21 protein-coding genes and 1 pseudogene are annotated in these 23,114 nt (G+C 60.7%); 10 read left to right on the forward strand and 12 right to left on the reverse strand.

Annotated features, from left to right (window positions below; translation table 11 throughout):
* Positions 1-17: 17 nt before the first annotated feature.
* Positions 18-1,034 (reverse strand): phosphate ABC transporter substrate-binding protein PstS, encoded by a 1,017-nt coding sequence (gene pstS, locus NJC40_RS24005; protein ID WP_045492632.1) that lies wholly within the window; start codon positions 1,032-1,034, stop codon positions 18-20.
* Positions 1,035-1,487: 453 nt separating this feature from the next.
* Here pstS and NJC40_RS24010 point away from each other — a divergent pair, with 453 nt between their 5' ends.
* Positions 1,488-1,802 carry a hypothetical protein gene (locus NJC40_RS24010; protein WP_052483543.1) on the forward strand — a complete coding sequence of 105 codons (315 nt, stop codon included), beginning with the start codon at positions 1,488-1,490 and terminating at the stop codon, positions 1,800-1,802.
* A gap of 102 nt (positions 1,803-1,904) precedes the next feature.
* Here the strand turns inward: NJC40_RS24010 and NJC40_RS24015 are convergent, their stop codons facing one another.
* Positions 1,905-3,623, reverse strand: coding sequence for a VRR-NUC domain-containing protein (locus NJC40_RS24015; RefSeq protein WP_253141121.1), 1,719 nt, complete (start codon positions 3,621-3,623; stop codon positions 1,905-1,907).
* A gap of 146 nt (positions 3,624-3,769) precedes the next feature.
* Between NJC40_RS24015 and NJC40_RS24020 the strand changes: the two genes are divergently transcribed.
* Complete coding sequence (locus NJC40_RS24020) at positions 3,770-4,279, forward strand: nucleoside 2-deoxyribosyltransferase (RefSeq protein WP_045492638.1); 510 nt, start codon at positions 3,770-3,772, stop codon at positions 4,277-4,279.
* On the opposite strand, the gene NJC40_RS24025 is transcribed toward NJC40_RS24020, so the two are convergent.
* Together NJC40_RS24025 and NJC40_RS24030 are read right to left on the reverse strand one after the other, a co-directional pair.
* On the reverse strand, positions 4,272-4,502 hold the full coding sequence (locus NJC40_RS24025; protein ID WP_257105274.1) for a hypothetical protein: 231 nt from the start codon (positions 4,500-4,502) through the stop codon (positions 4,272-4,274). The genes NJC40_RS24020 and NJC40_RS24025 overlap by 8 nt on opposite strands.
* A 115-nt stretch (positions 4,503-4,617) precedes the next feature.
* Positions 4,618-5,520 (reverse strand): LysR family transcriptional regulator, encoded by a 903-nt coding sequence (locus tag NJC40_RS24030; RefSeq protein WP_253141120.1) that lies wholly within the window; start codon positions 5,518-5,520, stop codon positions 4,618-4,620.
* 120 nt (positions 5,521-5,640) lie between these two features.
* Between NJC40_RS24030 and NJC40_RS24035 the strand changes: the two genes are divergently transcribed.
* Positions 5,641-6,717: an AbrB family transcriptional regulator gene (locus NJC40_RS24035; RefSeq protein WP_253141119.1), complete on the forward strand. Its 1,077-nt coding sequence runs from the start codon at positions 5,641-5,643 to the stop codon at positions 6,715-6,717.
* A gap of 104 nt (positions 6,718-6,821) precedes the next feature.
* On the opposite strand, the gene NJC40_RS24040 is transcribed toward NJC40_RS24035, so the two are convergent.
* The 5 genes and pseudogenes from NJC40_RS24040 to NJC40_RS24060 form a co-directional block, all read right to left on the reverse strand.
* Positions 6,822-8,078 (reverse strand): D-mannose isomerase, encoded by a 1,257-nt coding sequence (locus NJC40_RS24040; RefSeq protein WP_253141118.1) that lies wholly within the window; start codon positions 8,076-8,078, stop codon positions 6,822-6,824.
* A 282-nt stretch (positions 8,079-8,360) separates the two neighbouring features.
* Positions 8,361-9,224 carry a methyl-accepting chemotaxis protein gene (locus NJC40_RS24045; protein ID WP_442965485.1) on the reverse strand — a complete coding sequence of 288 codons (864 nt, stop codon included), beginning with the start codon at positions 9,222-9,224 and terminating at the stop codon, positions 8,361-8,363.
* Between the two features lie 42 nt (positions 9,225-9,266).
* Positions 9,267-9,986: pseudogene (locus tag NJC40_RS24050) on the reverse strand (MCP four helix bundle domain-containing protein); the annotation flags it as partial.
* Between the two features lie 181 nt (positions 9,987-10,167).
* Complete coding sequence (locus NJC40_RS24055) at positions 10,168-11,304, reverse strand: glycerate kinase (RefSeq protein WP_253141116.1); 1,137 nt, start codon at positions 11,302-11,304, stop codon at positions 10,168-10,170.
* Positions 11,305-11,394: 90 nt separating this feature from the next.
* Complete coding sequence (locus tag NJC40_RS24060; RefSeq protein WP_253141115.1) at positions 11,395-12,474, reverse strand: CdaR family transcriptional regulator; 1,080 nt, start codon at positions 12,472-12,474, stop codon at positions 11,395-11,397.
* 159 nt (positions 12,475-12,633) lie between these two features.
* Here NJC40_RS24060 and NJC40_RS24065 point away from each other — a divergent pair, with 159 nt between their 5' ends.
* Positions 12,634-13,776 (forward strand): alpha/beta hydrolase, encoded by a 1,143-nt coding sequence (locus tag NJC40_RS24065; RefSeq protein ID WP_253141114.1) that lies wholly within the window; start codon positions 12,634-12,636, stop codon positions 13,774-13,776.
* A 5-nt stretch (positions 13,777-13,781) separates the two neighbouring features.
* Here the strand turns inward: NJC40_RS24065 and NJC40_RS24070 are convergent, their stop codons facing one another.
* Positions 13,782-14,495 carry a FadR/GntR family transcriptional regulator gene (locus NJC40_RS24070; protein WP_045492662.1) on the reverse strand — a complete coding sequence of 238 codons (714 nt, stop codon included), beginning with the start codon at positions 14,493-14,495 and terminating at the stop codon, positions 13,782-13,784.
* Positions 14,496-14,929: 434 nt separating this feature from the next.
* On the opposite strand from NJC40_RS24070, the gene NJC40_RS24075 reads away from it, so the two are divergent.
* The 6 genes from NJC40_RS24075 to NJC40_RS24100 all read left to right on the forward strand — a co-directional run bounded on the left by NJC40_RS24075 (position 14,930) and on the right by NJC40_RS24100 (position 21,833).
* On the forward strand, positions 14,930-16,276 hold the full coding sequence (locus NJC40_RS24075; RefSeq protein ID WP_253141113.1) for an MFS transporter: 1,347 nt from the start codon (positions 14,930-14,932) through the stop codon (positions 16,274-16,276).
* Between the two features lie 47 nt (positions 16,277-16,323).
* Positions 16,324-17,667 carry a glucarate dehydratase gene (gene gudD / locus NJC40_RS24080; protein ID WP_045492666.1) on the forward strand — a complete coding sequence of 448 codons (1,344 nt, stop codon included), beginning with the start codon at positions 16,324-16,326 and terminating at the stop codon, positions 17,665-17,667.
* 481 nt (positions 17,668-18,148) lie between these two features.
* Positions 18,149-19,120, forward strand: a complete 972-nt coding sequence (locus tag NJC40_RS24085) for a DUF1852 domain-containing protein (RefSeq protein ID WP_253141112.1) — start codon at positions 18,149-18,151, stop codon at positions 19,118-19,120.
* A 191-nt stretch (positions 19,121-19,311) separates the two neighbouring features.
* Entirely contained in the window at positions 19,312-20,346 is a 1,035-nt protein-coding gene (locus tag NJC40_RS24090) for a methionine synthase (RefSeq protein WP_253141111.1), read from the forward strand.
* A gap of 92 nt (positions 20,347-20,438) precedes the next feature.
* Positions 20,439-21,374 carry a LysR family transcriptional regulator gene (locus NJC40_RS24095; RefSeq protein WP_253141110.1) on the forward strand — a complete coding sequence of 312 codons (936 nt, stop codon included), beginning with the start codon at positions 20,439-20,441 and terminating at the stop codon, positions 21,372-21,374.
* Between the two features lie 129 nt (positions 21,375-21,503).
* Complete coding sequence (locus NJC40_RS24100) at positions 21,504-21,833, forward strand: DHCW motif cupin fold protein (protein ID WP_045492678.1); 330 nt, start codon at positions 21,504-21,506, stop codon at positions 21,831-21,833.
* A 180-nt stretch (positions 21,834-22,013) separates the two neighbouring features.
* Here NJC40_RS24100 and NJC40_RS24105 read toward each other — a convergent pair whose 3' ends face one another.
* On the reverse strand, positions 22,014-22,295 hold the full coding sequence (locus NJC40_RS24105; protein WP_045492681.1) for a hypothetical protein: 282 nt from the start codon (positions 22,293-22,295) through the stop codon (positions 22,014-22,016).
* 150 nt (positions 22,296-22,445) lie between these two features.
* Positions 22,446-23,111 carry a thiaminase II gene (tenA, locus tag NJC40_RS24110; protein ID WP_045492690.1) on the reverse strand — a complete coding sequence of 222 codons (666 nt, stop codon included), beginning with the start codon at positions 23,109-23,111 and terminating at the stop codon, positions 22,446-22,448.
* Positions 23,112-23,114: the final 3 nt, after the last annotated feature.

Here is a 23,114-nt window from a genome sequence, read left to right on the forward strand (position 1 = left end):
ACAAACTTGAAGCGCTGTTACTTGAACTCGGCTTTCCAGTAGTTCTCTACACGCTCAACCAGCGACTTTGGCAGAGCGACGTATTCCAGCTCTTCGGCTTGCTTCTGGCCGTTTTCCAGGGACCATTTGAAGAAGTCAAAAGCAGCTTTGCTCTTCTCTTCGTTCTTGGCCTGCTTGTACATGATGATCCAGGTGGTGGCAGTGATCGGCCATGCCGCTTCACCCGGTGCGTTGGTCATGATCAGACCGAAGTCCTTGGCGCTCGCCCAGTCAGCGGTGTCAGCAGCGGCAGCGAAAGCCTTGGCGTCTGGCGTGATGAACTTGCCAGCGGCGTTTTTCAGCTGGGTGTAGGCCAGCTTGTTGGTGGTGGCGTAGGAGTGCTCTACGTAACCGATCGAACCTTTGATCTGCTTGACGTAAGCAGAAACACCTTCGTTACCCTTGCCGCCCACGCCCACTGGCCATTGAACGGTAGAGCCGAACTTCAGCTTCTCGTTAAATTCCGGGCTGACTTTGCTCAGGTAGTTGGTGAAGTTGTAAGTGGTGCCCGAGCCGTCGGAGCGACGAACAACGGTGATGGCGGTGTCTGGCAGGGTCAGGCCAGGGTTCAGCGCGACCAGCGCCGGGTCGTTCCACTTCTTGATCTCACCCAGGAAGATCTTGGCCAGCGACGGGCCGTCGAGCTTGAGCTTGCCGCTCTCAACGCCTTCAACGTTGACGATTGGCACGATACCGCCGATCACGCTAGGGAACTGGCCCAGGCCGGCAGCAGCCAGGTCTTCAGCCGACATAGGGGCATCGGAAGCACCGAAGTCAACGGTCGCGGCCTTGATCTGAGCGATACCGCCGCCCGAACCGATCGACTGATAGTTGATGCGGTTCTCGGAGTTCTTGCTGTAGTCCTGGGACCACTTGGAAATCACCGGAAAAACGAAACTCGAACCTGCGCCCGTTACGTCGACCGCGTGAGCCATGCCACTCAGGCAAAGCGAAGCGAGCAGGACAGACAAGCGTGTTTTAGTCAGCAGTGTCACGGGAATACCTCGATCCAGGAGAAAGTTTGGTGGTTACCAAGAAGGCCCGATGCGGATTTAAAACCTGAAATGTTTCTGTTTAATGACAAACAGTCGACATCGCGTGCCGCGCCCCGCTTTTTACTGCTTTCAAAGGCTGAAAAAAACTGCTGAAAAGCGCGTATCACCCCGTGTTTACGGGGGGTTCATGAGCAGCAGTCAATTTAGTGGCAAACCGCCAATACTCAGCGATAGCCGATAGCCATCTCTGTAGCAGAACTGTCAAAAACCTGTTTTTCGAGCATTTTCAGGACGGCAGCGGAGAGAGAAAAAGCAACGCTACACGCCGCCATTTATGGGGTGGTATTAATGCAGGTGCGGAGATTGGTCTACCGTTTGTCGGCTGGCATGGCACCTGGACACGACTGCCCATGCCCAACACATGTACGCCCTACCCCTACAGGAGTTAACACCATGACCATGCGCACGAACCGCCTGACTGCTCTGGCCCTTGCCGGCTTGTTGACTGCTTTTACCGGAGCCGCCATGGCCGGTTCCACCGGCCCGACCAACCCGGTCAATCCGAACGCCACCAAGCTGCCAGGCACTGATGCGGCACCGACCACTGACCGCAACAGTTCCAATACGCAAGGTGCCAAGACCACCCCGCGTGAGTCCGGCACCGATGTGCAACACGGTTCGGATCACGGCAAAACCAGCCATGACAACCATGGCACCAGCACTCCGAAAGCCACCACGACGCCGTCCGGCAAACCTGTCGTGGAGTGACCTCTGGCCGGGCGAAGCACTGGCTTCGCCCGCCGCGTTGAAATACTGCGCACCTGGTACACAGATCGCTTGCCAAGCCTGCGTGACAGCCCTGCGTGATAGCTACGACAAACAGGGCGTTTGCAGCGCCCCTTCCATCACCGGGATAACGTCTGCCGCTTGTTGCACGTGTTCATCGGCATCGAGTGCCCATTGCACGTAACACACCTGCACCGGCATATCGTGGCCGGCACAGAACTCAAGCCAGCGCAGCTGGTTGTCCTGCAAGCGGTCGCCGGGGCCTTTGACCTCGATCATTCGGTAGCGGCGCTGGTCCGGATAAAACTGGATCAGGTCCGGCATGCCGGCACGATTGGCCTTGATATCTTGCAGCAAGCGCTGGAACCACTGGCGCAAATGCTCGGCGGGCAGGCATAGCAAGGCCAGCTCCAGCAGCTCCGGGGTCAGTACGTTCCAGAACACGAAGGGTGACTGCAGGCCAAACTTGCTGCGGTAGTGGTCACGAATGACGTCTTGCCAGGCATCGGAATCAAGCGCCGCCAGGCAGGCATCGAATAACGGCATGCGACGCGCATGAAAATCCGGGCTGTGCAGGTCGCTGGGGCCAGTATGGAAAGGATGAAAGAATGCGCCCGGCAGCGGCGCGAAGATCGCCGGCCAGCACAGCAGGCCAAACAATGAATTGATCAGGGTGTTCTCGACGTAATGCACCGAGGCGCCTTCCTCGGCCAGATGCCTGCCAGCCAGGTGCTCTACACTCAAACCGGGTTCCGGCGGCAGGTTCAAGTCGATACGCACTGGCTCACGCGCCTTGGTCCGGCGCTCGACGGTCAGCCCGAGCTTGCGCTGCAGGCGCGGCAGCACACGTTGCAGGTGCTGGACCTCGGCGTCACTTTCCGGCGCGCTGCGGGCCAGTTCGAGCAGCACCATGGCCTGACTGTACTCAGCGCTGCGCTCCAGCACCCGGATACGCCGCGAACGCGCACCGGGATAGTCACACCCGGCATATACCGCCAATGCCAGCGGCCAGTCTTGCAGGCGCTCGGCCTGCTGACCGATATGAAACAGCAACTTGTTGCGGCGCATGCGCAACCACGCATTGTCAGTGTCGATGGCCAGCGCGCGCTCAGCCAGATCAGCGAGCACCTCGCCCAGTTCCAGCGCTTCGCGGCAGGCATGCAGTTGCAGGCACACGTCGATATCGGCGCGGCAGACAATGCCGCGCGAGTCCTGGGAAAAATCCACCGTCTCGTAGCGATACACGCCCAGGTCGGCGAGTACGAACTCCGACCATTGCTGGTGCAGGTTGCCGAAGTACAGCAGCCGCAGGCGATCGCAGACCGGCATGATGGTCAGGCTCAAAACCTGGTCATCAAGCTGCGGATACCAGCAGGCCAGTGGTTGTGCCTGCGAATGAACCGGCAGCAGTTGCTCGAGCCACTGGCTCTTGCGCTGCGCGCCCTTGATGGCGTGGGCCTTGAAGCAATCCGCCAGTTCATCCTTGCGCAACAGGCCGAACACCTGCTGTAGATCCAGCGCAGGCTCAGCATCGATCCAGCCGAGCTCCAGTAGCGGCTGCACGGCCAGAAGCGTGTCACCCAGCTCGACATAATCGAGTTTGCTGGCGCGAAACAACACCCCTTTGCGCATCACCATGCGCACCAACAGCCCCTGAGCACTGACCGGCAAACGGGCAAAGGCTTCGATGAAATGGCGCTCCTGCTGATCAAGCAGGTCGTCATAGCGCAGTGCGATCCAACCCAGCACCTGCTGGAAGTTGACCAGGTAATACAGCGGATTATCGAGGGGCGAACTGTTCACAAGCGGTATCAGGCAACGATGGAAATGGCAGCAAGGATACTGGCTATTTATACACAATACAGCCCGCTACCACTCGGCCCGATCAGTGGCAAGACGCCCGTCAGCCTGTCATCCTTGAACGACACCCACCGTTGAGGAACGCCATCATGCCTGCACCGCTGATCTATCTGGCCGGCTTCGATGTGTTCCGGCGCAACCCGATTGAACACGGCCGCTACCTCAAGGATCTGTGCGCCGCCCACGGCATGCAGGGCTTGTACCCGTTCGACAACCAGGTCGAACCGGGGCTGGCGCCTCAGCAAACCGCCCAGCTGATCTATCAGCAGAACATCGGCATGCTGCAACGCTGCACCGCGGTGCTGGCCAACCTCAATGCCTTTCGCGGTCTGGAGCCGGACTCCGGCACCGTATTCGAGATCGGCATGGCGGTCGCGCTGGGCAAACCGGTGTGGGCGTATTGCAAGCCGCTGGTGCCCTTGCGCGAACAGGTTGCCCACGATCAACAAGGCTATGACCAGCAAGACCTGCTGGTCGAAGACTTCGGCCTGCCGCGTAACCTGATGCTGGCCTGCAGCTGGGTCGGCGTCAGCACCAGTGTCGAGCTGGGTGCTGAAGCGCTGGCCCGTTACCTGAGCCGGACCGGCAGCTTCAGTTGACTGAGGAGGAGCCGATATCGCCCGTGTCCAGCTTGTCAGCGTCAGCAAAATCGTCCAGGCCGAGCAAGTCTGGGTCGAGGTAGATTTCAGCGTCCGGGTCTTCGTCGGCGTCGGCATCGTTCAATGGCGAGCGGTCACCGCCGAAGTGCAGCTCAAGGCGAATCAGGGCCGGATGGGGAAATGGGCAGTCCATGGCGGGGCTGGCGTGGTACATCGTGTTCATGCTCCTGTGTGTAACGTCTCAAGCAATTGTTATATCAGCAAAATCAGGAGCGCGCGCGCGGCGCGGCGGCAAAATTTCGGGTAAATCTGTTCGATGCTCAGGATTCAGGTCCTGATCACGCCCAGCTGAGAAAATCCCGGCCATGGTCGCGCAACAGCGCCAGCATGTCCTGCGCCGCCGGCGTCTGATAAGCGCCACGCCGCACGGTCACCCCGACGGTACGCTTCATGGTCGCTTCGCTGATCGGCACCACCCGCAAGTGCTGCATGTTGTGGCCATATTCGACACTCTCCCGGGCAATGAAGCTGAGCAGGTGGCTCTGGGCAATCAGGCCGGGCAACAGTGAGATGGAGTTGGCCTCGATCTGGACCACCGGCAGCGGCAGGTTGTGGGCAGCGAACGTGGCGTCCAGCCATTTGCGCGACGACACGCCAATCGGCGGCAGGACCCAGCGGTAGTCACACAGGTCACGCATCTGCAAGGCACTGTCGAACACCGGATGCTGCGGGCTGGCAATCACCACCAGTTCGTCGTCGAACACCGGAAAACTGATGAGCTGCTCGCTGTCGGGAATCAGCGAGCAGATGATCATGTCCAGTTGCCCTTCGTTAAGCGCCTCGCGCTGCAGGTCGTCCTGGCCGATCACCAGCTTGAAGGTCAGGTCCGGGGCGCGCTGTAACAGCGCCTGGGTCAGCTTGGGCAACAGGTGTTCGGCCATGGTCGCCGCGCAACCTACGCGGATATTGCCAACCAGGCCGCTGGCAAAATCGCGCACTTCCCGTTGCGTCTGGGCGATGCTCAGTTGCAACTCCTTGCCGCGGGCCTTGAGCAGCTCACCGACCGGGGTGAGCTTGATGCGTCGCCCGTCACGCTGGAACAACCGGGTACCGAAGGACTCTTCGAGACGCTGGATGCTTTTGGTCAGTGCCGGCTGGCTGCGGTTGAGCTTCTCCGCCGCCCGGCCCAGATGCCCCAGCTCTGCAATGGTTTCGAAATACGTCAGGTCGCGCAGGTCCATAATCGATCAACAATAGTTATAGATTCATGATTATTAGAAAATAGACTTGATGATTTCAAGCCCGAATAATTGCCGTATCTGATCCGCAATGGATCACGTCATCTGCCTGGGAGAATCCTCTTGCCTCGCGCCGCCGCACTCGCTCTACCTGCCCTTCCCGCCCCGGCCCAATGGGTCGCCCTTATTCTTGCCGCCGGCCTGGCCGGTCAACTGTTCAGCGCCGCTCATGTGCCGGCCGCGTTGTTTCTCGGCCCGATGCTGGTTGCCATCGGCTTTGGCGTTGCCGGCGCCAGCATTCGCCTGCCCAAAGTGCTGTTCCAGCTCGGCCAGGGCACCGTCGGGGTGATGATCGCCCACGCCATGAGCCTCAGCGTGTTGCTGATGGTCTTGCAAGACTGGCACATCATGTTGCTGGGCACGCTGCTGACCGTGTCGCTGAGCGCCGTGGTGGGCCTGGTACTGGTGCGCTATGCCGGGATCCCGAGCCACACCGCCGCGTGGGGGACCTCACCCGGTGCGGCCTCGGTGATGGTTGCCATGTCGGAAGACCACGGGGCTGACCCGCGAGTCGTGGCGACCATGCAGTACGTGCGGGTGGTGCTGGTGGTGATGGTCGGTGCTCTGGTCAGCCACTGGTTGGGCGCTTCGGTGGGCGGTGCGCAACTGCAGGCCAGCGCCAGCCAGGCTCAAGGCCTGAACCTCACCGACATCGCGTTGAGCCTGGCGGTCATCGGTGCGGGGGTCTGGCTGGGCTCACGGCTGCCGGCCGGGGTGTTGCTGGTGCCGCTGCTGCTGGGGACCGCGTTGCAATTGTCCGGGGTGTTACAGATCGCCCTGCCCGGCTGGCTGGTTGCCTTCGGCTATGGCGCAATCGGCTGCTATGTCGGGCTGCGCTTTGACCGGCCAACGGTGCTGTATGTCTGGCGCCATCTGCCGATGATGTTGCTGGCTTCGCTGCTGCTGATTGCCCTTTGCGCCCTGTCGGCGTGGCTGATCGCCGTATGGCTGGACAAGGATTATCTGTCGGTGTACCTGGCGACCAGCCCCGGCGGGCTGGACGCCATGGCGATCATCGCCATCGATACCCATGCAGATGTGGGGTTCGTGCTGGCGATGCAGACACTGCGGTTGTTCGGCGTGATTCTGACCGGCAGTTTTCTGGCCAGACAGGTGATTCGCTGGAGTGGCCGGCCGTAGGAGCTGCTTCAGCAGCGAAGGCTTCCCGGCTAAAGCGGATCGCCGCCCGGCCGGTCCTACGAAATCCGTGTTTGCTGGGTGACAGCGAGGCGGCGGGCGATCTCCTACACCGCTCCCTTCCCTGCCAGCCCACTGGCCAGGCTCGGCGCCAGGGGCAATAGCGGCAGCAACACCGCCTGATAAGCGTGATACAGATCCGGTTTGCCCTCCCAGATGATCGCTGCCGGCCGGTTGCGCTCATCCAGTTCGTGATACCAGCTGCCGTGTTCATAATCGATGAAACGGGTTTCGTTGAACTCCCAGAACTGCCGATACCACTGCTCGAATACTTCCTCGCCAGTGTGTTGCAACAGCGCGGCGGCGGCGGCGACCGCTTCACAGTGGGTCCAGTGCAGACGCTGACGGATCACCGGGCGACGTTGTTCATCCAGGGTGTAAACGATGCCTGGTGCGCCATCGACCTGCCAGCCATGCCGGCAGGCACTGTCGAACAGTTCACGGGCATGTTTGGCCAGCCAGCCGGGGGCGTTACAGCGTTCGCGTAGCAACGCCGCCTCAAGGTGCAGCAACAGCCGCGCCCACTCGAAGCTGTGGCCCGGCGTGGTGCCATAGGGGCGAAACGGGTCGGCCGGGTTGTCGCGGTTGTAGTCCGGTAACGGCTGCCAGGTGCGGCTGAAATGCTCGATGACCTGAAAGTCATTGGCGCCAGCGTGCTGATGGATCAACCGCTCGACAATCCGCAGCGCACGATCAAGCCATTGCGCATTGCCCGTTACGTCGGCCAGGGCCAGAAACGCCTCCGTGCCGTGCATATTGCTGTTGGCACCGCGATAGTGCTCTTCATGCTGCCAGTCGCGGGAGAAGGATTCACGCAGCGCGCCCTCGTCTTCGCTCCAGAAGCGCTCAACGATCACCGCCTGCACCTCGTCGAACAATGCCTGGGCGGCAGGCCGGCCGGCGACAACCGCCGAGCTGCTCGCCAGCGCCACAAAGGCATGCAGGTAAGCCTGTTTGTCTGAGTTGCCGCCCTCGTCCAGCGGCGCATCGAACCAGCCGCCGTGCAATTCATCGCGCAGCGGCCCCAGCAACGCGGCCAGGCCGTGGTCGATGAGGTCGGCAAATCCGGGAATACCCTGGATATGCGCCAGCGAAAAGCAATGGACTAACCGGGCAGTATTGAGGGTCTGGGCACGGGCGCCGACCATCAGCCGGCCATAGTCGTCCAGATCACCGAAACCGTTTTCGAGCCGGGCCGCTCTGGCAAAGCCCAGCAGGCGCCTGCCTTCCTGGCCGAGCCACTGCTGATGGGTGGGGGTGTGCAGCCAACTGCTGAAGGTGTGCGCGGTGCGATGCTTGTCCATGACGCTGTGGCCCTCCTCAACCTGAGGGGCACCTCTAAAAACTACCCGCTGGCTGGACGCCTGCGGCGCTACGCGCGCCATCGCTGCGTTAAAACCAGGCTCAGGATGCTCATTTACAGCCGTAAAGTCGAGCGCGACTCCGACCGTTCCTCGCCTGTTTTTGCCTTGCGCTGACCGCCTCGCCTACGTTTTTAGAGGCACCCTGACGATGGTCAGGTTGGGGATGGATCACCTGACCGACCGGGGCCATCATGCGCGCCCTGGCCGGTCACGATCAAGCCGTCAGACTTTGAACCGCGCGACCACCTGACTGAGATCACCGGCCAGGCGCGACAGCTCGTTGCTCGACGCGCTGATCTGGTTGGCGCCCTGGGTCGATTGCATCGACAGGTCACGAATGTTGACGATGTTGCGGTCGACTTCGCGCGCCACTTGCGCCTGTTCTTCCGCAGCGCTGGCGATCACCAGGTTACGTTCGGAGATCTGATTGATCGATTGGGTAATCTCGCTCAGCGAGTCACCGGCGCCCTTGGCCATTTCCAGCGTGGTGCCGGCTCGCTCGCGACTGGTGAGCATCGACTCCAGCGCCTGGGCTGAACCATTGCGCATGGCGTTGACCATGGCGTCGATTTCCAGCGTCGACTGCTGGGTGCGATGGGCCAGTGCCCGCACTTCATCGGCAACCACCGCAAAACCACGGCCGGACTCACCGGCCCGCGCAGCTTCGATGGCCGCGTTGAGCGCCAACAGGTTGGTCTGTTCGGCGATCGAACGAATCACGTCCAGTACCTTGCCGATGTCCTGGGACTGATCAGCCAGGTTCTGCACCAGGGTCGAGGTGCTTTGCACGTTATCGGTCAGGGTCTGGATCGACTGCACGGTGTCCAGCACCCGTTGCTGACCGGCCTTGGCCGACGCGCTGGAATGGTTGGACGCATCGGAGGTGGACACCGCATTGCGCGCCACCTCTTCCACCGCCGAGGTCATCTCGTTGACCGCCGTGGCGGCCTGGTCGATCTCGGCATTCTGCTGATGCAGGCCGCGGTAGCTGTCTTCGGTCACCGAGTTCAGTTCGGTGGCCGCTGAAGCCAGTTGGGTGGCGGAGCTGTTGATATGCTGCATCGCCGAACGCAGGTTGTTCTGCATCTGCTGCAAGGCGCGCTGCAGACGAGTGACCTCGTCTTCGCCGTCGACCAGGATGTCATGGGTCAGATCGCCCTCAGCCACATGTTCGGCGGCACGCACCGCGCTTTCCAGCGGCCGGACGATGCCACGGGTCAGCCACAAGGCCAGGGCGATGGTGGCCAGTGCAGCGATCACCACGAAGAGGATGACGATATTGCGCGATCTGTAGTACTGAGCTTCGGCAGCCTGGCCTTCGGCTTCGATCTTTTTGGTGTAGTAGTCGCCAAGGTCGGCCAGTTGCTTGCCGGAACCATCAACGATGGTCTTCATGTCCACCTGCAGCAGCTTGTTCAGGCCAGCCAGGTCTTTCTGCGCGGCCAATACAAAGGAGCGGTCAAGCCCTTCGCGGTACTGGTTCTGGGTGGTGCGAAACTGGTCGGCGAGCACCTTTTCTTCAGGGGTGTCGACGAACTTGTTGAGTACCTCGAGCTTGCCGTCCAGATCTTTCAGGCGGGTGTCCATCTGGCCTTTGTAGGTACTGACATTGGCAGGATCCTGGTCCAGGGCCATGCGCAGGGAGATCGTGCGGATGCGCAGCATGATTTCACGGATGTCAGAGACCGCGCGCATGCTCGGCACCCAATTGGTTTCAACAGCAACTTCGCTTTCGCGGATGGTCTGCATCTGCGCCAGGGCAAACCAGCCAAGCAGAGCCACAAGCAGAGAAATCAAGGTAAAACCCAGTCCCGCACGGCGGGCGATGGTCAGATTGCGTAGATTCATGGCTACGGCTCTTTGTTATGGAATGGCAGGTCATTGGCGGTTGTCGGACAACCCCACCTCGCTATCGGCCTGCCGAACCGCATCTTGAGCGCTTTTTGCCATCATTTGTTACATGTGCTTCAGCCGCTGGACGCAGTATTGTTATCAGACCGCAGGGTGCGGCCGGCCGGCGGGCGATCTCCTACCGGCTTGCCAGGTTCCACAGCAGTGCCAGGTCACGTGCCCGATCATGCAGCAGGCCGGGGGCATTGCGGCAGGCTTCGTCCAGGCTCATGGGGCCGCTGGCCAAGGCGAATGCGGCATGAATGCCGTGCGCGTACAACTGCTCGTAGCCTTCACCGAGGGTGCCGGCCAAGACAATCACCGGTACGTTGTGGCGCGCCGCGAAACGCGCCACGCCCAGCGGTGTCTTGCCGCGCAGGGTCTGGGCATCGAACCGCCCTTCTCCGGTGATCACCAGGTCAGCGCCTTGCAGCGCCTGCTCCAGACCGGTCAGTTCCGCAACCACCTCGACCCCCGGGCGAAAGCTGGCCTGCAAGAATGCCTTGGCCGCAAACCCCATACCACCCGCCGCACCACTGCCGGGGCTGTCACGCAGGTCACGACCGAGCACCTGCGCACAGTGATCGGCGTAATGCCCCAGCGCGGCATCAAGTGCCAGCACCTGTTCAGCATCAGCGCCTTTTTGCGGGCCAAAGGTGTGCGACGCACCGTGCGGGCCGCACAGCGGGTTGTCGACATCAGCGGCAATCTCGAAACGCACCTCGGCCAGCCGTGGGTCCAGGCCGCTCAAGTCGATGCCGGCCAACTGCGCCAGCGCCAGACCGCCTGGCGGCAGCGGTTGCCCGGCCTGATCGACAAATGCCACCCCCAGCGCCGCCAGCATGCCGCTGCCGCCATCGTTGGTCGCGCTACCGCCAATGGCCAGAATCACCCGTTGCGCACCGGCATCCAGCGCCTGGGCAATCAACTGTCCGGTGCCGTAGGTGCTGGTAATGCGCGCATCACGCTGGGTCAGGCTCAGCAATTGCAGACCGCTGGCGGTAGCCATCTCGATGATCGCCGTGCGGCTTTCGGCCAGCCAGCCCCAGTGCGCCACCACCGGCTCACCGAGCGGGCCGCTTACCCGCGCGCTCATCAATTGCCCGTTGCACGCCTGCAGCACCGATTCAATGGTGCCCTCGCCACCATCGGCCATCGGGCAGATACGCAACCGGGCCTGCGGCCAGACCTCGCTCAGGCCAGCAGCGATGGACTGGGCGACGGCCTGGGCGTTGAGGCTGTCTTTGAACGAGTCGGGGGCAATGACGATTTTCATGAGGCAACTCCTGTTCTTGTGCACGCATCTTGGCATCCGGGCCGCGGCTTTACCCCGGTCCGGCGCACAACGCTGCGCGCGCCCGACCAGTCATTTGCACAACACCTGCACCTGACGGCCCAGATACAGGCGCAACAGGTCGTGGGTGCGATACGGGTCACAACCGGTCAGTTCGGCAATTTTGTCCAGCCGATAACGCAGGCTGTTGCGATGAATGCCCAGCGCTTCGGCACACACCTGGCTTTCTCCGCTGTGCTCGAACCAGCGATCCAGGGTGTCGAGCAACGCCGGTTGTTCGTGCAAGGGCGCGACCGTCTCTGCAATGCCCTGCGCCAGCCAGTCCTGCCGATGACGCCAGAACAGCAACGGCAGGCGCAGACTCTGCAACGGTAACAGCCGCTGGGTCGGACGAATCTGGCTGGCATAATCGAGCGACTCGTGCAGCGCGGCGCAGGCCTGGCGCAAGTCGGCCAGGTCCGGCGACAGCTCGGCATAGGCCAGGCGCTGGATCGGCCAATCCTGCTCCAGCCAGTGGCCAAACCCGGGATCACGCTCTGCCGGATGGCAGCAGTACAACAAGGTTGGCTCGCGCAGGCAGCACCAGCTGTGTGGGTAGCGGGCATGGAGCCGGGCGATCAACGGGTGGTGCAGCTCCAGCGGCTCACTCAGTTGCAGCAGCAGCGCCTGACGCGGCAGTTGCGGCTGCAGGCCCAACTGGCGGGCTTCGTCCACCAGGCTGTCAGGGCAGTCGCCCCATAACAGCCGGGCCAGCAATTGCTCGCTGCGTTGTTGACGCCATTGCCGGTCGGTCTGCTGGCGGCGCTGCTCCATCAGCATTTCGGCGGTCATTTTCACCAACTCGCCGTACACCCGGACCCGCTCCGGGTCACCCGTGATGCCCAATACCCCGACCAATTGATGGTCGAGCATCAGCGGCAGATTGACGCCCGGCTTCACCCCACCCAGGCGGCTGGCCGCGTCGCTGTCGATTTCCACCGTCTGGCGGCTGACCAGAACTTGTTGCGCGCCTTCATGGCGGGTACTGATGCGCTCGGGGTCACCACTGCCAATGATGATGCCCAGATAATCCATGACATTGACGTTATGCGGCAAAATCGCCATGGCCCGGTCGACAATGTCTTGGGCCAGGGCGCGATCAAGGGCGAACATGGCAGACTCCAGAATGGCGCCTACCAGAACGGCACCAAGGGGGGGTAGATACATTTTGTTGAATTTATTTCTGCCAATGAGTGTGCCTGAAACTGGAGCCCTGCGCGAAGGGCATGGCACAGTCGCGGTTGCACACCGCCCTGTTGAAGGTTGCCTGCCTTGATCCACTCTCACCTGCCCATTGTGCTTTGCGCCCTGGCGCTGCAGGCTTGCGCCTCCCGGCTCGACGAGCCGCCGGCGACCGGCTTCGACAGCTACCGCCAGCAGACCCTGCAACTGATCGAAAACCACCGGGTGTTCCAGACCGCCGACCGCACCGCCGAGCTGAACTGGAACGCTCCGCAACAGTGGCGCCCGAACGGCACGCCCAAAGGCGGTGTGCTGCTGGTGCACGGCCTGGGCGATTCTCCCTGGTCGTTCCACGACATTGACCGCACCCTGGCCGATCAGGGCTACATCGTGCGCACGGTGCTGCTGCCCGGCCACGGCACCCGCCCGCAAGACATGCTGAACGTCACCCTGGCGCAATGGCAGCAGGTGGTCCGCGAGCAGGCCGCGCAATTGTCGCGGGAGGTGCCCAAGGTGTACCTGGGCGGCTTCTCCACCGGCGCCAACCTGGTCCTGGACTACGCCTACCAACACGACGACATCGCAGGGCTGTTGCTGTTTTCTCCGGCGTTTCGCTCTGACAGCGCCTATGTGTGGGTGACGCCGTGGATCAGTTGGGTACGGCCGTGGCTGGCAGAACCCGACGACGGGGTACGACCGATGCAGACCCCGGTGCGTTACCTGAATGTGCCCACCAATGGCTTTGCCCAGTTCCATTACAGCAGCGTGCTGGCTCGCCAGCGTCTGGAGCAAAAGCCGTACGGCAAGCCGGTGTTCATGGTCATCACCGAACACGACTCAGTGCTCGACACCCGGTATGTGCTCGACAGTTTCAACCAGCGCTTCACCCATCCGGGCAGTCGCCTGGTGTGGTACGGGACAAGCCCGCAAGCCGCGCCGCAAAACCCACGGGTACTGGCGCGCAACGACTATTTGCCGGAACTGCACATCAGCCAGTTTTCTCACATGGGCCTGCTGTTTTCCCCCGACAACCCGCTCTACGGCCCGCAGGGCAGCCAGCGCATCTGCTGGAATGGTCAGCCACTGCCGGACATGGCCCGCTGTATGGCGGGCGAGCCGGTGTGGTATTCGGACTGGGGCTATCAAGAACCGGGCAAGGTCCACGCACGTTTGACGTTCAACCCGTACTACCAGTGGCAGTCGCAGGTGATGCTCGATGTGCTCGGCCAATAGGCTCGCTACTCCAGCGGCACCAGCCGCTCACGACTGTTGCTCAGGTGGGTCCACATCGCTGCGCGGGCGGCATCCGGATCCTTGCGGCGAATCGCACTGAGCAACGCTTCGTGCTCCAGGTTGGCCAGATAACCGTGGGGCACCAGCTTGTTGCCGGCACGCTCACTGCTGGCAATCCGGGTGCGCGGGATGATCGCACTGCCCAGATGCTGCATGATTTCGATGAAGTAAGGGTTGCCGGTGGCCTCGGCAATCAGCATATGAAAGCGCTTGTCGGCCTCGACGCAACTGTCGTCCTTGGCCAGCAGGTCCTGATAATCGTCCAGCGCCTGGCGCATCGCCGCCAGTTGCTCATCGGTACGGCGCAATGCCGCCAGCGCCACGGCCTGGGTCTCAAGGCCAATGCGCAGCTCGATGATGTCACGCACCCGTGAGGCGGTTTCGACCTTCAGGCGCAGCCCGGTCTGGTCTTCACGCTCCAGCACAAAAGTGCCCTTGCCCTGATGGGTAACCACCAGGCCTGAGGCCTGCAGCTTGGAAATCGCCTCGCGGACCACGGTGCGACTGACCCCGTGTTCGCGAACGATTTCGTTCTCCGATGGCAGCTTGTGCCCCGGCGGGATCTTGCCGAGCAGGATGCGCTGGCTCAACTCGGTGACCAGATCGGTGGCCAGACTGTGTTGCCGGCGCTTGGGCGCGGTCGCGTGATTTTCTTGCATTAAGCCATCCAGACACGGGTTGTACTTTTTCCGGCGTAAGCGACCGGGCGAACACGTCGATTACTTCAGTTTTGCACGCAGTAATCGGGCGGATGATACCACCGGGCCGTGGTCGGTGGTCGCCAACACGCCAAACTGAACTTGTTCAACTTGTTAGACAAGTTACTAGTAACGTGTTTTTCCGAAATTCCACAGCCTGAATTTTTTGTTATGCGACGAATTTTTTATCAGCGCCTAAAACCCGCAAAAATACTGATAAAACCAATAATTCACATACAAAAACCAGAAAAACACCGAAAACCCACTCATCACGATCAACAGATTCCGTTCACGACAGTGCTTGCGCGGCAAATTGCAGCTTGTATGATGACCGACAAAGCAGGCGACGACTTGCTCCAAACCCGCATAAAAATAACGAGTGGGAGAAAACTCAAGTGAGTACATCCAATCCCGGTGTGACCAGTGGCCTGGATCCGGTTCTGCAATCGGCCATATCCAAAGTCAAACGCCACGTGCTGCCGCTTTTCGTGATCATGTTCATCGTCAATTACATTGACCGGGTGAACATTGGCTTCGTGCGTTCGCACATGGAAACCGACCTGGGCATCGGCGCTGCCGCCTACGGTTTTGGTGCTGGCTTGTTCTTCATCGGCTACGCGCTGTTCGAAGTACCCTCTAACATGCTTCTGCAAAAAGTCGGCGCCCGTGTGTGGCTGACCCGCATCATGTTCACCTGGGGCATCATTGCCGCGTGCATGGCCTTCATCCAGAACGAAACCCACTTCTACATCCTGCGTTTCTTGCTGGGCGTGGCCGAGGCCGGCTTTTTCCCCGGCGTGATTTATTACTTCACCCGCTGGCTGCCGGGCGCCGAACGTGGCAAGGCGATTGCCATTTTCCTTAGCGGTTCGGCCATTGCATCACTGATTTCCGGCCCGCTGGCCGGCCTGCTGTTGCAGATCAACGGCCTTGGCATGAAAGGCTGGCAGTGGATGTATTTCATCGAGGGCATGTTCTCGGTGGTGCTGTGCTTCTTCGTCTGGTTCTGGCTGGACTCCAAACCACACGACGCCAAATGGCTGAGCCGTGAAGAACAGGATGCACTGGTGGGTGCCATTGACGCCGAGCAGAAAGCCCGCGAAGCCGCCACGCCCATCAAGCCGTCGCTGGGCCAGTTGCTCAAAGACAGCCAGATCGTGCTGTTCTGCCTGATCTACTTCCTGATCCAGCTGACCATCTACGCCGCGACCTTCTGGCTGCCGAGCATCATCAAGAAGATGGGCAGCCTCACCGACTTCGAGGTCGGGATGTTCAACTCGCTGCCATGGCTGCTGTCGATCGTCGGCATGTACGTCTTCGCCACCCTGGCCGGTAAATGGAAACGCCAGCAGGCCTGGGTGGCGGCCGCACTGCTGATCGCGGCAGCCGGCATGTTCATGTCCACCACCGGCGGGCCGATCTTCGCCTTCGTCGCCATCTGTTTTGCAGCGCTGGGCTTCAAGTCGGCATCGTCGCTGTTCTGGCCAATCCCGCAGGCGTATCTGGATGCCCGTATCGCCGCTGCGGTGATCGCGCTGATCAACTCGGTGGGCAACCTGGGCGGTTTCGTGGCACCGACCACCTTCGGCATTCTGGAACAGCAAACCGGCTCGATCCAGGGCGGGCTGTACGCCCTGACCTTCACCTCGATCCTGGCTGCCGTCATCGTATTCGCCGCCCGCAGCACACCCAAGCCCGGCGCCACGCCAGTGGCTGAAATCAAGCCCTCGGCCAGTCACTGACTGGCCTGCGCCACCCCGCACACCGACAAGAAACAGAGGACCCGACCATGACTCAGCAGACCTCCGGCAAAACCCCAGTCATCACCAGCCTGCAAGTGGTGCCCGTGGCCGGCCATGACGACATGCTGCTCAACCTGAGCGGTGCCCATGGCCCGTACTTCACCCGCAACATCCTGATTCTCAAGGACAGCGCCGGCAACACCGGCGTGGGTGAAGTACCCGGTGGTGAAGCCATTCGCCAGACCCTGGAAGATGCCCGCAGCCTGCTGGTGGGCAATGGCATCGGCACCTATCAGAAGATGCTCAACGACGTGCGCAAAGCCTTCGCCGAACGCGACGCGGGCGGCCGCGGCCTGCAGACCTTCGACCTGCGCATCACCATCCATGCCGTGACGGCACTGGAAGCCGCGCTGCTCGACCTGCTCGGCCAGCACCTGGAAGTGCCGGTCGCCGCCCTGCTGGGTGAAGGCCAGCAACGCGATGCGGTGGAAATGCTCGGTTATCTGTTCTATGTCGGTGATCAGGATCAGACCAACCTGCCCTACCGCCGTGAGCAAGACGCCGACAACGAGTGGTTTCGCGTGCGTCACGAAAAGGCCCTGACCCCTGAAGCGGTGGTGCGCCTGGCCGAAGCCGCCCACGCCCGCTATGGCTTCAAGGACTTCAAGCTCAAGGGCGGCGTGTTGCGCGGCGACGAGGAAATCGAAGCCGTTACCGCGCTGGCCGAACGCTTCCCTGATGCGCGCATCACCCTGGACCCGAACGGCGCCTGGTCACTCAAAGAAGCCATCCGCCTGTGCCGCGACCAGCATCACGTGCTGGCCTACGCCGAAGACCCGTGCGGCGCGGAAAACGGCTACTCCGGCCGCGAAGTGATGGCCGAGTTCCGCCGTGCCACGGGCCTGCGCACCGCCACCAACATGATCGCCACTGACTGGCGCCAGATGGGCCACACCATCCAGTTGCAATCGGTGGACATCCCGCTGGCCGACCCGCATTTCTGGACCATGCAAGGCTCGGTACGGGTCGCGCAGATGTGCCACGAATGGGGCCTGACCTGGGGCTCGCATTCCAACAACCACTTCGACATCTCGCTGGCCATGTTCACCCATGTCGGCGCGGCGGCCCCTGGCGAAATCACCGCGCTCGACACCCACTGGATCTGGCAGGACGGCCAGCGCCTGACCAAAGAGCCGTTCAAGATCGAAGGCGGCAAGGTCGCGGTACCGAACAAACCGGGCCTGGGCGTTGAGCTGGACATGGACCAACTGCAAAAAGCCCATGAGCTGTACAAAAACATGGGCCTGGGCGCCCGCGACGACGCGGCCGCCATGCAGTTCCTGATTCCGGGCTGGACGTTCAACAACAAACAGCCTTGTCTGGTGCGTTGATCGACATCGTTATCCTGTAAAACCCCTGGCCACACCGCTGGCAACCGGCGCACAACCCCCTTGTGCGCCGTTTTTTATTGCTCGGCAGGCCGGGCTCTTAAATCCAATACTGTTCGGTTAGGCGCTGTATACCTCTGTGGGAGCTACCCTGGTATGGGCGGCACTCCGACGAAGAGGCCTTTAAAGTTACAGCAACGGCTGCGAATGCACCGCCGTCTTCGCGAGCAAGCTCGCTCCCACCCTGGCTCCCACCCTCGCTCCCACCGGGGGCATAAAACACCTGATTGAATGGCCGTCTTGTTAAATCCCATCATGAAGATGGCTAAAGATTTTGTGAAATCAATTCACTGTCTTCCCCCGACCGACCGCCCTAGAATAATTATCGATTATTTATTCTTCTATCGCTCCTGCAAAACGGCTAGTCCCTGAACATCAGGAACCGGATTCAGGTTTGCGTCAGGCATCAGGACACCCGATCAAAATGAGTAACGCGCTGACATTTGCGATTAAAAGCACGTGTTTCGACGAGCATTATCAACCGTCGGACAACACCCGCATCACCACTAACTTTGCCAACCTGGCGAGAGGCAACAGCCGCCAGGAGAACTTGCGCAACACCCTGCAGATGATCGACAACCGTTTCAATGCGCTGGCGCACCGGGATAATCCTGCCGGCGATCGTTATGCTGTGGGGCTTGAGATCATTTCCGTTGAATTGAACCTCGGCATTGAAGTCAGCCCGCCTCTGCCGCTGATTGAAGTACTGAAAACAACCATCGTAGATCGGCATACTGGCGAGCGCATTGCAGGCATTACCGGCAATAACTTCTCCTCTTATGTTCGGGACTATGACTTCAGTGTCGTGCTACCGGAGCACAACAAACATCATCCCACCGCCAGCACACCCGATAACTTCGGCACGTTGCACGGGCAGTTATTCAAGTGTTTCATCAACTCGGACGCTTATAAGGAAAACTTCAACAAACCACCGGTCATCTGCCTGAGTGTATCAAGCAGCAGAACCTATCACCGAACTGAACACCAGCACCCGGTACTGGGTATTGAATATCAACAAGATGCCTATTCGTTGACGGATGAATACTTCAACAAAATGGGCTTGCAGGTGCGCTATTTCATGCCACCGAACAGCGCCGCGCCGTTGGCGTTCTATTTCACCGGTGACTTGCTGGGCGACTACACCGATCTGGAACTGATCAGCACCATCAGCACCATGGATACCTTCCAGAAAATCTACCGGCCTGAAATCTACAACGCCAACTCGGCCGCCGGTCAACACTACCAGCCAAGCCTCAAGCATCAGGATTACTCGCTGACCCGCATCGTGTATGACCGCGAAGAACGCAGCCGGCTGGCGATCGAGCAAGGACGGTTTGCCGAGGAGCACTTCATCAGGCCCTACCAGGCCGTGCTTGAGAGGGTGTTTACAAAATAGGCGAACGAAGGCAAGACAAGGCGAAATCGGGCGAAAAAGCGCAGTGTACACAAGTACATGAGCATTTTGAGGTCGATTTCAACGCAGTATTGCCGAGTGCAGCCATTTTGTAGACACCCTCTGAGCAGTGGTGCTCCCAGTACACGCTTTGACTCGCCCCCCTGCCGTTGAATAAAACAAGGTCATCCATCATGAAAAAGCTGCTCCCAACCTCAACCGCCGGCAGCCTGCCCAAACCCTCCTGGCTGGCCCAGCCCGAGACACTTTGGTCGCCCTGGAAACTCCAGGGTGATGAACTGAGCGAGGCCAAGCAGGATGCGTTGCGCTTGTCGCTGCATGAGCAACAGCAGGCCGGTATCGATATCGTCAGCGATGGCGAGCAAACCCGCCAACACTTCGTCACTACCTTTATCGAGCACCTCAGCGGTGTCGATTTCGAGAAGCGCGAGACGGTCAGAATCCGTGACCGTTATGACGCCAGCGTCCCCACGGTGATCGGTGCAGTGGAGCGGCAAAAGCCGGTGTTTGTCGAAGACGCCAGGTTCCTGCGCCAGCAAACCCGCCAGCCGATCAAATGGGCGCTGCCAGGCCCGATGACCATGATCGATACGCTTTATGACAACCACTATAAAAGCCGGGAAAAGCTGGCCTGGGAGTTCGCCAAAATTCTCAATCAGGAAGCCCGGGAACTGGAAGCGGCGGGGGTGGATATCATCCAGTTCGATGAGCCCGCCTTTAATGTGTTCTTTGACGAAGTCAATGACTGGGGCGTGGCCACTCTGGAGCGGGCCATTGAGGGCCTCAAGTGTGAAACAGCGGTGCATATCTGCTATGGCTACGGTATCAAAGCCAACACCGACTGGAAAAAGACCCTGGGCTCGGAATGGCGCCAATACGAAGAGGCTTTCCCCAAGCTGCAAAAGTCCGCTATCGATATCGTCTCGCTTGAATGCCACAACTCCAGGGTTCCCATGGATCTGATTGAACTGATTCGTGGCAAGAAGGTGATGGTCGGTGCCATCGATGTGGCCAACCATGCGATCGAACCCCCCGAAGCAGTCGCCGACACCCTGCGCAAGGCCCTGCAGTTTGTGGACCCCGACAAACTCTACCCGTGCACCAACTGCGGCATGGCTCCGCTGCCCCGCCAGGTCGCCCGAGGCAAGCTGCAAGCGTTGAGTGCCGGCGCAGAGCTTGTTCGAAAAGAACTGTCCGGCCTGTACTGAACTGCATCCGGACACGATGTCGGGTTGCAGCCTTTATGAAAGACGAAGCAGCGATCACGGCTTAACTCACTGCTCCCATTGTAGTTCTGCTCATGATCGATTTGAGACACCTGCGTACCCTTGATGCGCTGCGCGAAACCAACAGCATGCACAAAGCCGCCGAGCGCCTGCATCTGACCCAGTCAGCCCTGTCGCATCAGTTCAGGGAGATGCAAGAGCGCATTGGCGTGCCGCTGTTCGTGCGCAAGTCCAGGCCGGTGCGCTTCACCAGCGCCGGCCTTAAGCTGCTGCAACTGGCGGACCAGGTTCTGCCGTTGATCCGCACCACCGAGCGCGACCTGGCACGGCTGGCCGGAGGCACGGCCGGGCGGCTGCACATCGCGATTGAGTGCCACAGTTGTTACCAATGGCTGATGCCCTGCGTGGATGAGTTCCGCAGTGTCTGGCCGGAGGTTGAACTGGACCTGGCCTCGGGGTTTTCGTTTGCGCCGTTGCCGGCGCTGGAACGCGGCGATCTCGACCTAGTGGTGACCTCCGACCCGATAACCCTGCCCGGGATTACCTACGTGCCGCTGTTCGGCTACGAAGCCCTGCTGGCCATCGACAAGCACCATACCCTGCGCGAAAAGACCCATCTGGAACCTGACGACATCGCCAGCCAGACCCTGATTACCTACCCGGTCGAACGCAACCGTCTGGATATCTTTACCCGCTTCCTTGATCCGGCCGACGTCGAGCCTGCCCAAGTACGAATCTCAGAGCTGACCGTGATGATGATGCAGCTGGTTGCCAGCGGACGCGGTGTTTGCTGCCTGCCGAACTGGGCGGTACACGAGTACACCTCACGCGGCTATGTGATCGCCAAACGGCTGGGCAAGAAGGGCTTGCAGGCCAGTCTGTTTGCAGCCGTGCGCAGCGACATGCTCGAAGTGCCTTACGTGCGCGATTTTTTGCTCACCGCCAAAGATATTTCGTTTGCGACGCTGGAGGGGGTCAATGCGCTACCGGAAGCTCGCAGTGCCCCCTGATCGAAACCCGTCTGACCATTGTGTGGCAATGACCCAAGCGCTGTATGACGAAAACCAGAGTGATCTGTATCTATCAGCAAAGCGACCTGATCGTTACTGTGCAGCTCCCCCTGCATGAATGAGGTTGTCATGGAACTGAGTGCTATCGATTTTGGCACCACCGACTGGTCACGCATCGAAGCTACCGCACACCCGGGAGAAACCGGCACGGCGTACTGGCGCACCTGCCAGTTCGGCAGCGTCCGGGTCCGGATGGTCGAATACACAGCCAATTACCTGGCCGACCACTGGTGCAGCAAAGGGCATATCCTGCTGTGCCTTGAAGGTCAGTTGGAAACCGAACTGGAGGATGGCCGCACCTTCACCCTGTTGCCGGGCATGAGCTATCAGGTCGGCGACAATGCAGAAGCACACCGCTCTTCCACCACTGCCGGTGCCCGACTCTTCATCGTCGACTGAGCCAACGGGGGTTCAGACGGGTATTTCTAGCGATCCCTGAACCCGCCTCGCTGGTTGCAGAAGCTCTGGGCATAGATGATCAACATTGACGCCATGCACGGCAGCGCCGCATTGGGCTTTGGCATCAAGATGCAGACGCCTGGCCTTTAACGGGCGGCATAACCATTCAACACAGAAAACTCACACCGACGTCAAACGCGCCAGTTGCTCGGCTGTCGGAAAGCCCAACGTGCGGTAGCGCTCGGGATAGCCCTCTTCCAGCGCCAGCCATTCACTCAACTGCGCTTCGACATCATGCCAGGCGACGACTTTGGCGTTGGGTTCACCGTCCGCGACCGGCTCGACCAGTGCAACCCGATCAGTCTTGGGCAACAGGCTGGGTACGCCTTGGGTCCAACTGCACAGGGAGATGGTCTGGCCATCATCGGGCAGTTCGAAGATCTGGTAAGAGGCGACAAACACATCGTTGTGGGTCTATTGGCAGCGCTCTGCCAGGGTTGCCGGTCCGTTGCAGGGCTGGCCGGTTCAGCGGGCATGTCGACTTCCTGGATCATCGTCTATCTATAAAAAGACGAGTGAAACGCCCGCTCGCCGCCTACCGCCTGTCGATTTTCAGTGTTTCAGTACCTCCAGCCCCATCTGCCAGAAGTCCGCTTCCAGCCGCGAGGCGGTGGCAAAGATGCCGGTCAATTGAGCAAAACGCTGCTCGGTCATGCTCCGCGCCGCCAATTGATCGAGGTGACGGCGGGCATCAGCCGCGACCTGCTGATAACCCTGGCTGGCGTATTCACCGATCCAGTCGACATACGGATGCTCGCCCAACGCGTCGACACCCTGAGGCGCCAGGGCGCGGCCGATTTCTGCGTAGCCAATCACGCATGGCGCCAGGGCGACGTGCAGTTCCAGCAAGTCACCGGCGGCGCCGCAGTCGAGTACGTAACGGGTATAGGCCACGGTCGCCTGATGCTCGGGGGCGGCGTCCATAACCTGGCGGCTGATGCCCCAGCGGTCGCACAGGCGCACGTGCAGCTCGGTCTCGTTGAGAATCGCCGCCAGCCCGGCCTGGGCCGCACGAATGTCGTCGATGCTGCGGCTTTTATAAGCGGCCAGCGCCCAGGCGCGGGCGAACTGGATCAGGAACAGGTAATCCTGAATCAGGTACTGGCGAAAGGCAGCCTGGGGCAAGGTGCCGGCGCCCAGTTGCTGGACGAAGGCGTGTTCCACGTAGCTGCGCCATTCGGTGCAAGCCGCGGTTTTCAGGCGGGCGAAGATATCCATGGT

It is taken from the genome of Pseudomonas sp. 21LCFQ02, from assembly GCF_024129895.2.
GTDB lineage: Bacteria > Pseudomonadota > Gammaproteobacteria > Pseudomonadales > Pseudomonadaceae > Aquipseudomonas.

Excerpts from the sequence above, each read along its gene's own strand:
- NJC40_RS24010 (WP_052483543.1), top strand. The coding sequence starts at position 1,488 with ATGACCATGCGCACGAACCGCCTGACTGCTCTGGCCCTTGCCGGCTTG.
- NJC40_RS24020 (WP_045492638.1), top strand. The coding sequence starts at position 3,770 with ATGCCTGCACCGCTGATCTATCTGGCCGGCTTCGATGTGTTCCGGCGC.
- NJC40_RS24025 (WP_257105274.1), bottom strand. The coding sequence starts at position 4,502 with ATGAACACGATGTACCACGCCAGCCCCGCCATGGACTGCCCATTTCCC.
- NJC40_RS24030 (WP_253141120.1), bottom strand. The coding sequence starts at position 5,520 with ATGGACCTGCGCGACCTGACGTATTTCGAAACCATTGCAGAGCTGGGG.
- NJC40_RS24040 (WP_253141118.1), bottom strand. The coding sequence starts at position 8,078 with ATGGACAAGCATCGCACCGCGCACACCTTCAGCAGTTGGCTGCACACC.
- NJC40_RS24045 (WP_442965485.1), bottom strand. The coding sequence starts at position 9,224 with ATGCAGAACAACCTGCGTTCGGCGATGCAGCATATCAACAGCTCCGCC.
- NJC40_RS24055 (WP_253141116.1), bottom strand. The coding sequence starts at position 11,304 with ATGAAAATCGTCATTGCCCCCGACTCGTTCAAAGACAGCCTCAACGCC.
- NJC40_RS24060 (WP_253141115.1), bottom strand. The coding sequence starts at position 12,474 with ATGTTCGCCCTTGATCGCGCCCTGGCCCAAGACATTGTCGACCGGGCC.
- NJC40_RS24070 (WP_045492662.1), bottom strand. The coding sequence starts at position 14,495 with ATGCAAGAAAATCACGCGACCGCGCCCAAGCGCCGGCAACACAGTCTG.
- gudD (WP_045492666.1), top strand. The coding sequence starts at position 16,324 with ATGACTCAGCAGACCTCCGGCAAAACCCCAGTCATCACCAGCCTGCAA.
- NJC40_RS24085 (WP_253141112.1), top strand. The coding sequence starts at position 18,149 with ATGAGTAACGCGCTGACATTTGCGATTAAAAGCACGTGTTTCGACGAG.
- NJC40_RS24090 (WP_253141111.1), top strand. The coding sequence starts at position 19,312 with ATGAAAAAGCTGCTCCCAACCTCAACCGCCGGCAGCCTGCCCAAACCC.
- NJC40_RS24095 (WP_253141110.1), top strand. The coding sequence starts at position 20,439 with ATGATCGATTTGAGACACCTGCGTACCCTTGATGCGCTGCGCGAAACC.
- NJC40_RS24100 (WP_045492678.1), top strand. The coding sequence starts at position 21,504 with ATGGAACTGAGTGCTATCGATTTTGGCACCACCGACTGGTCACGCATC.
- tenA (WP_045492690.1), bottom strand. The coding sequence starts at position 23,111 with ATGGATATCTTCGCCCGCCTGAAAACCGCGGCTTGCACCGAATGGCGC.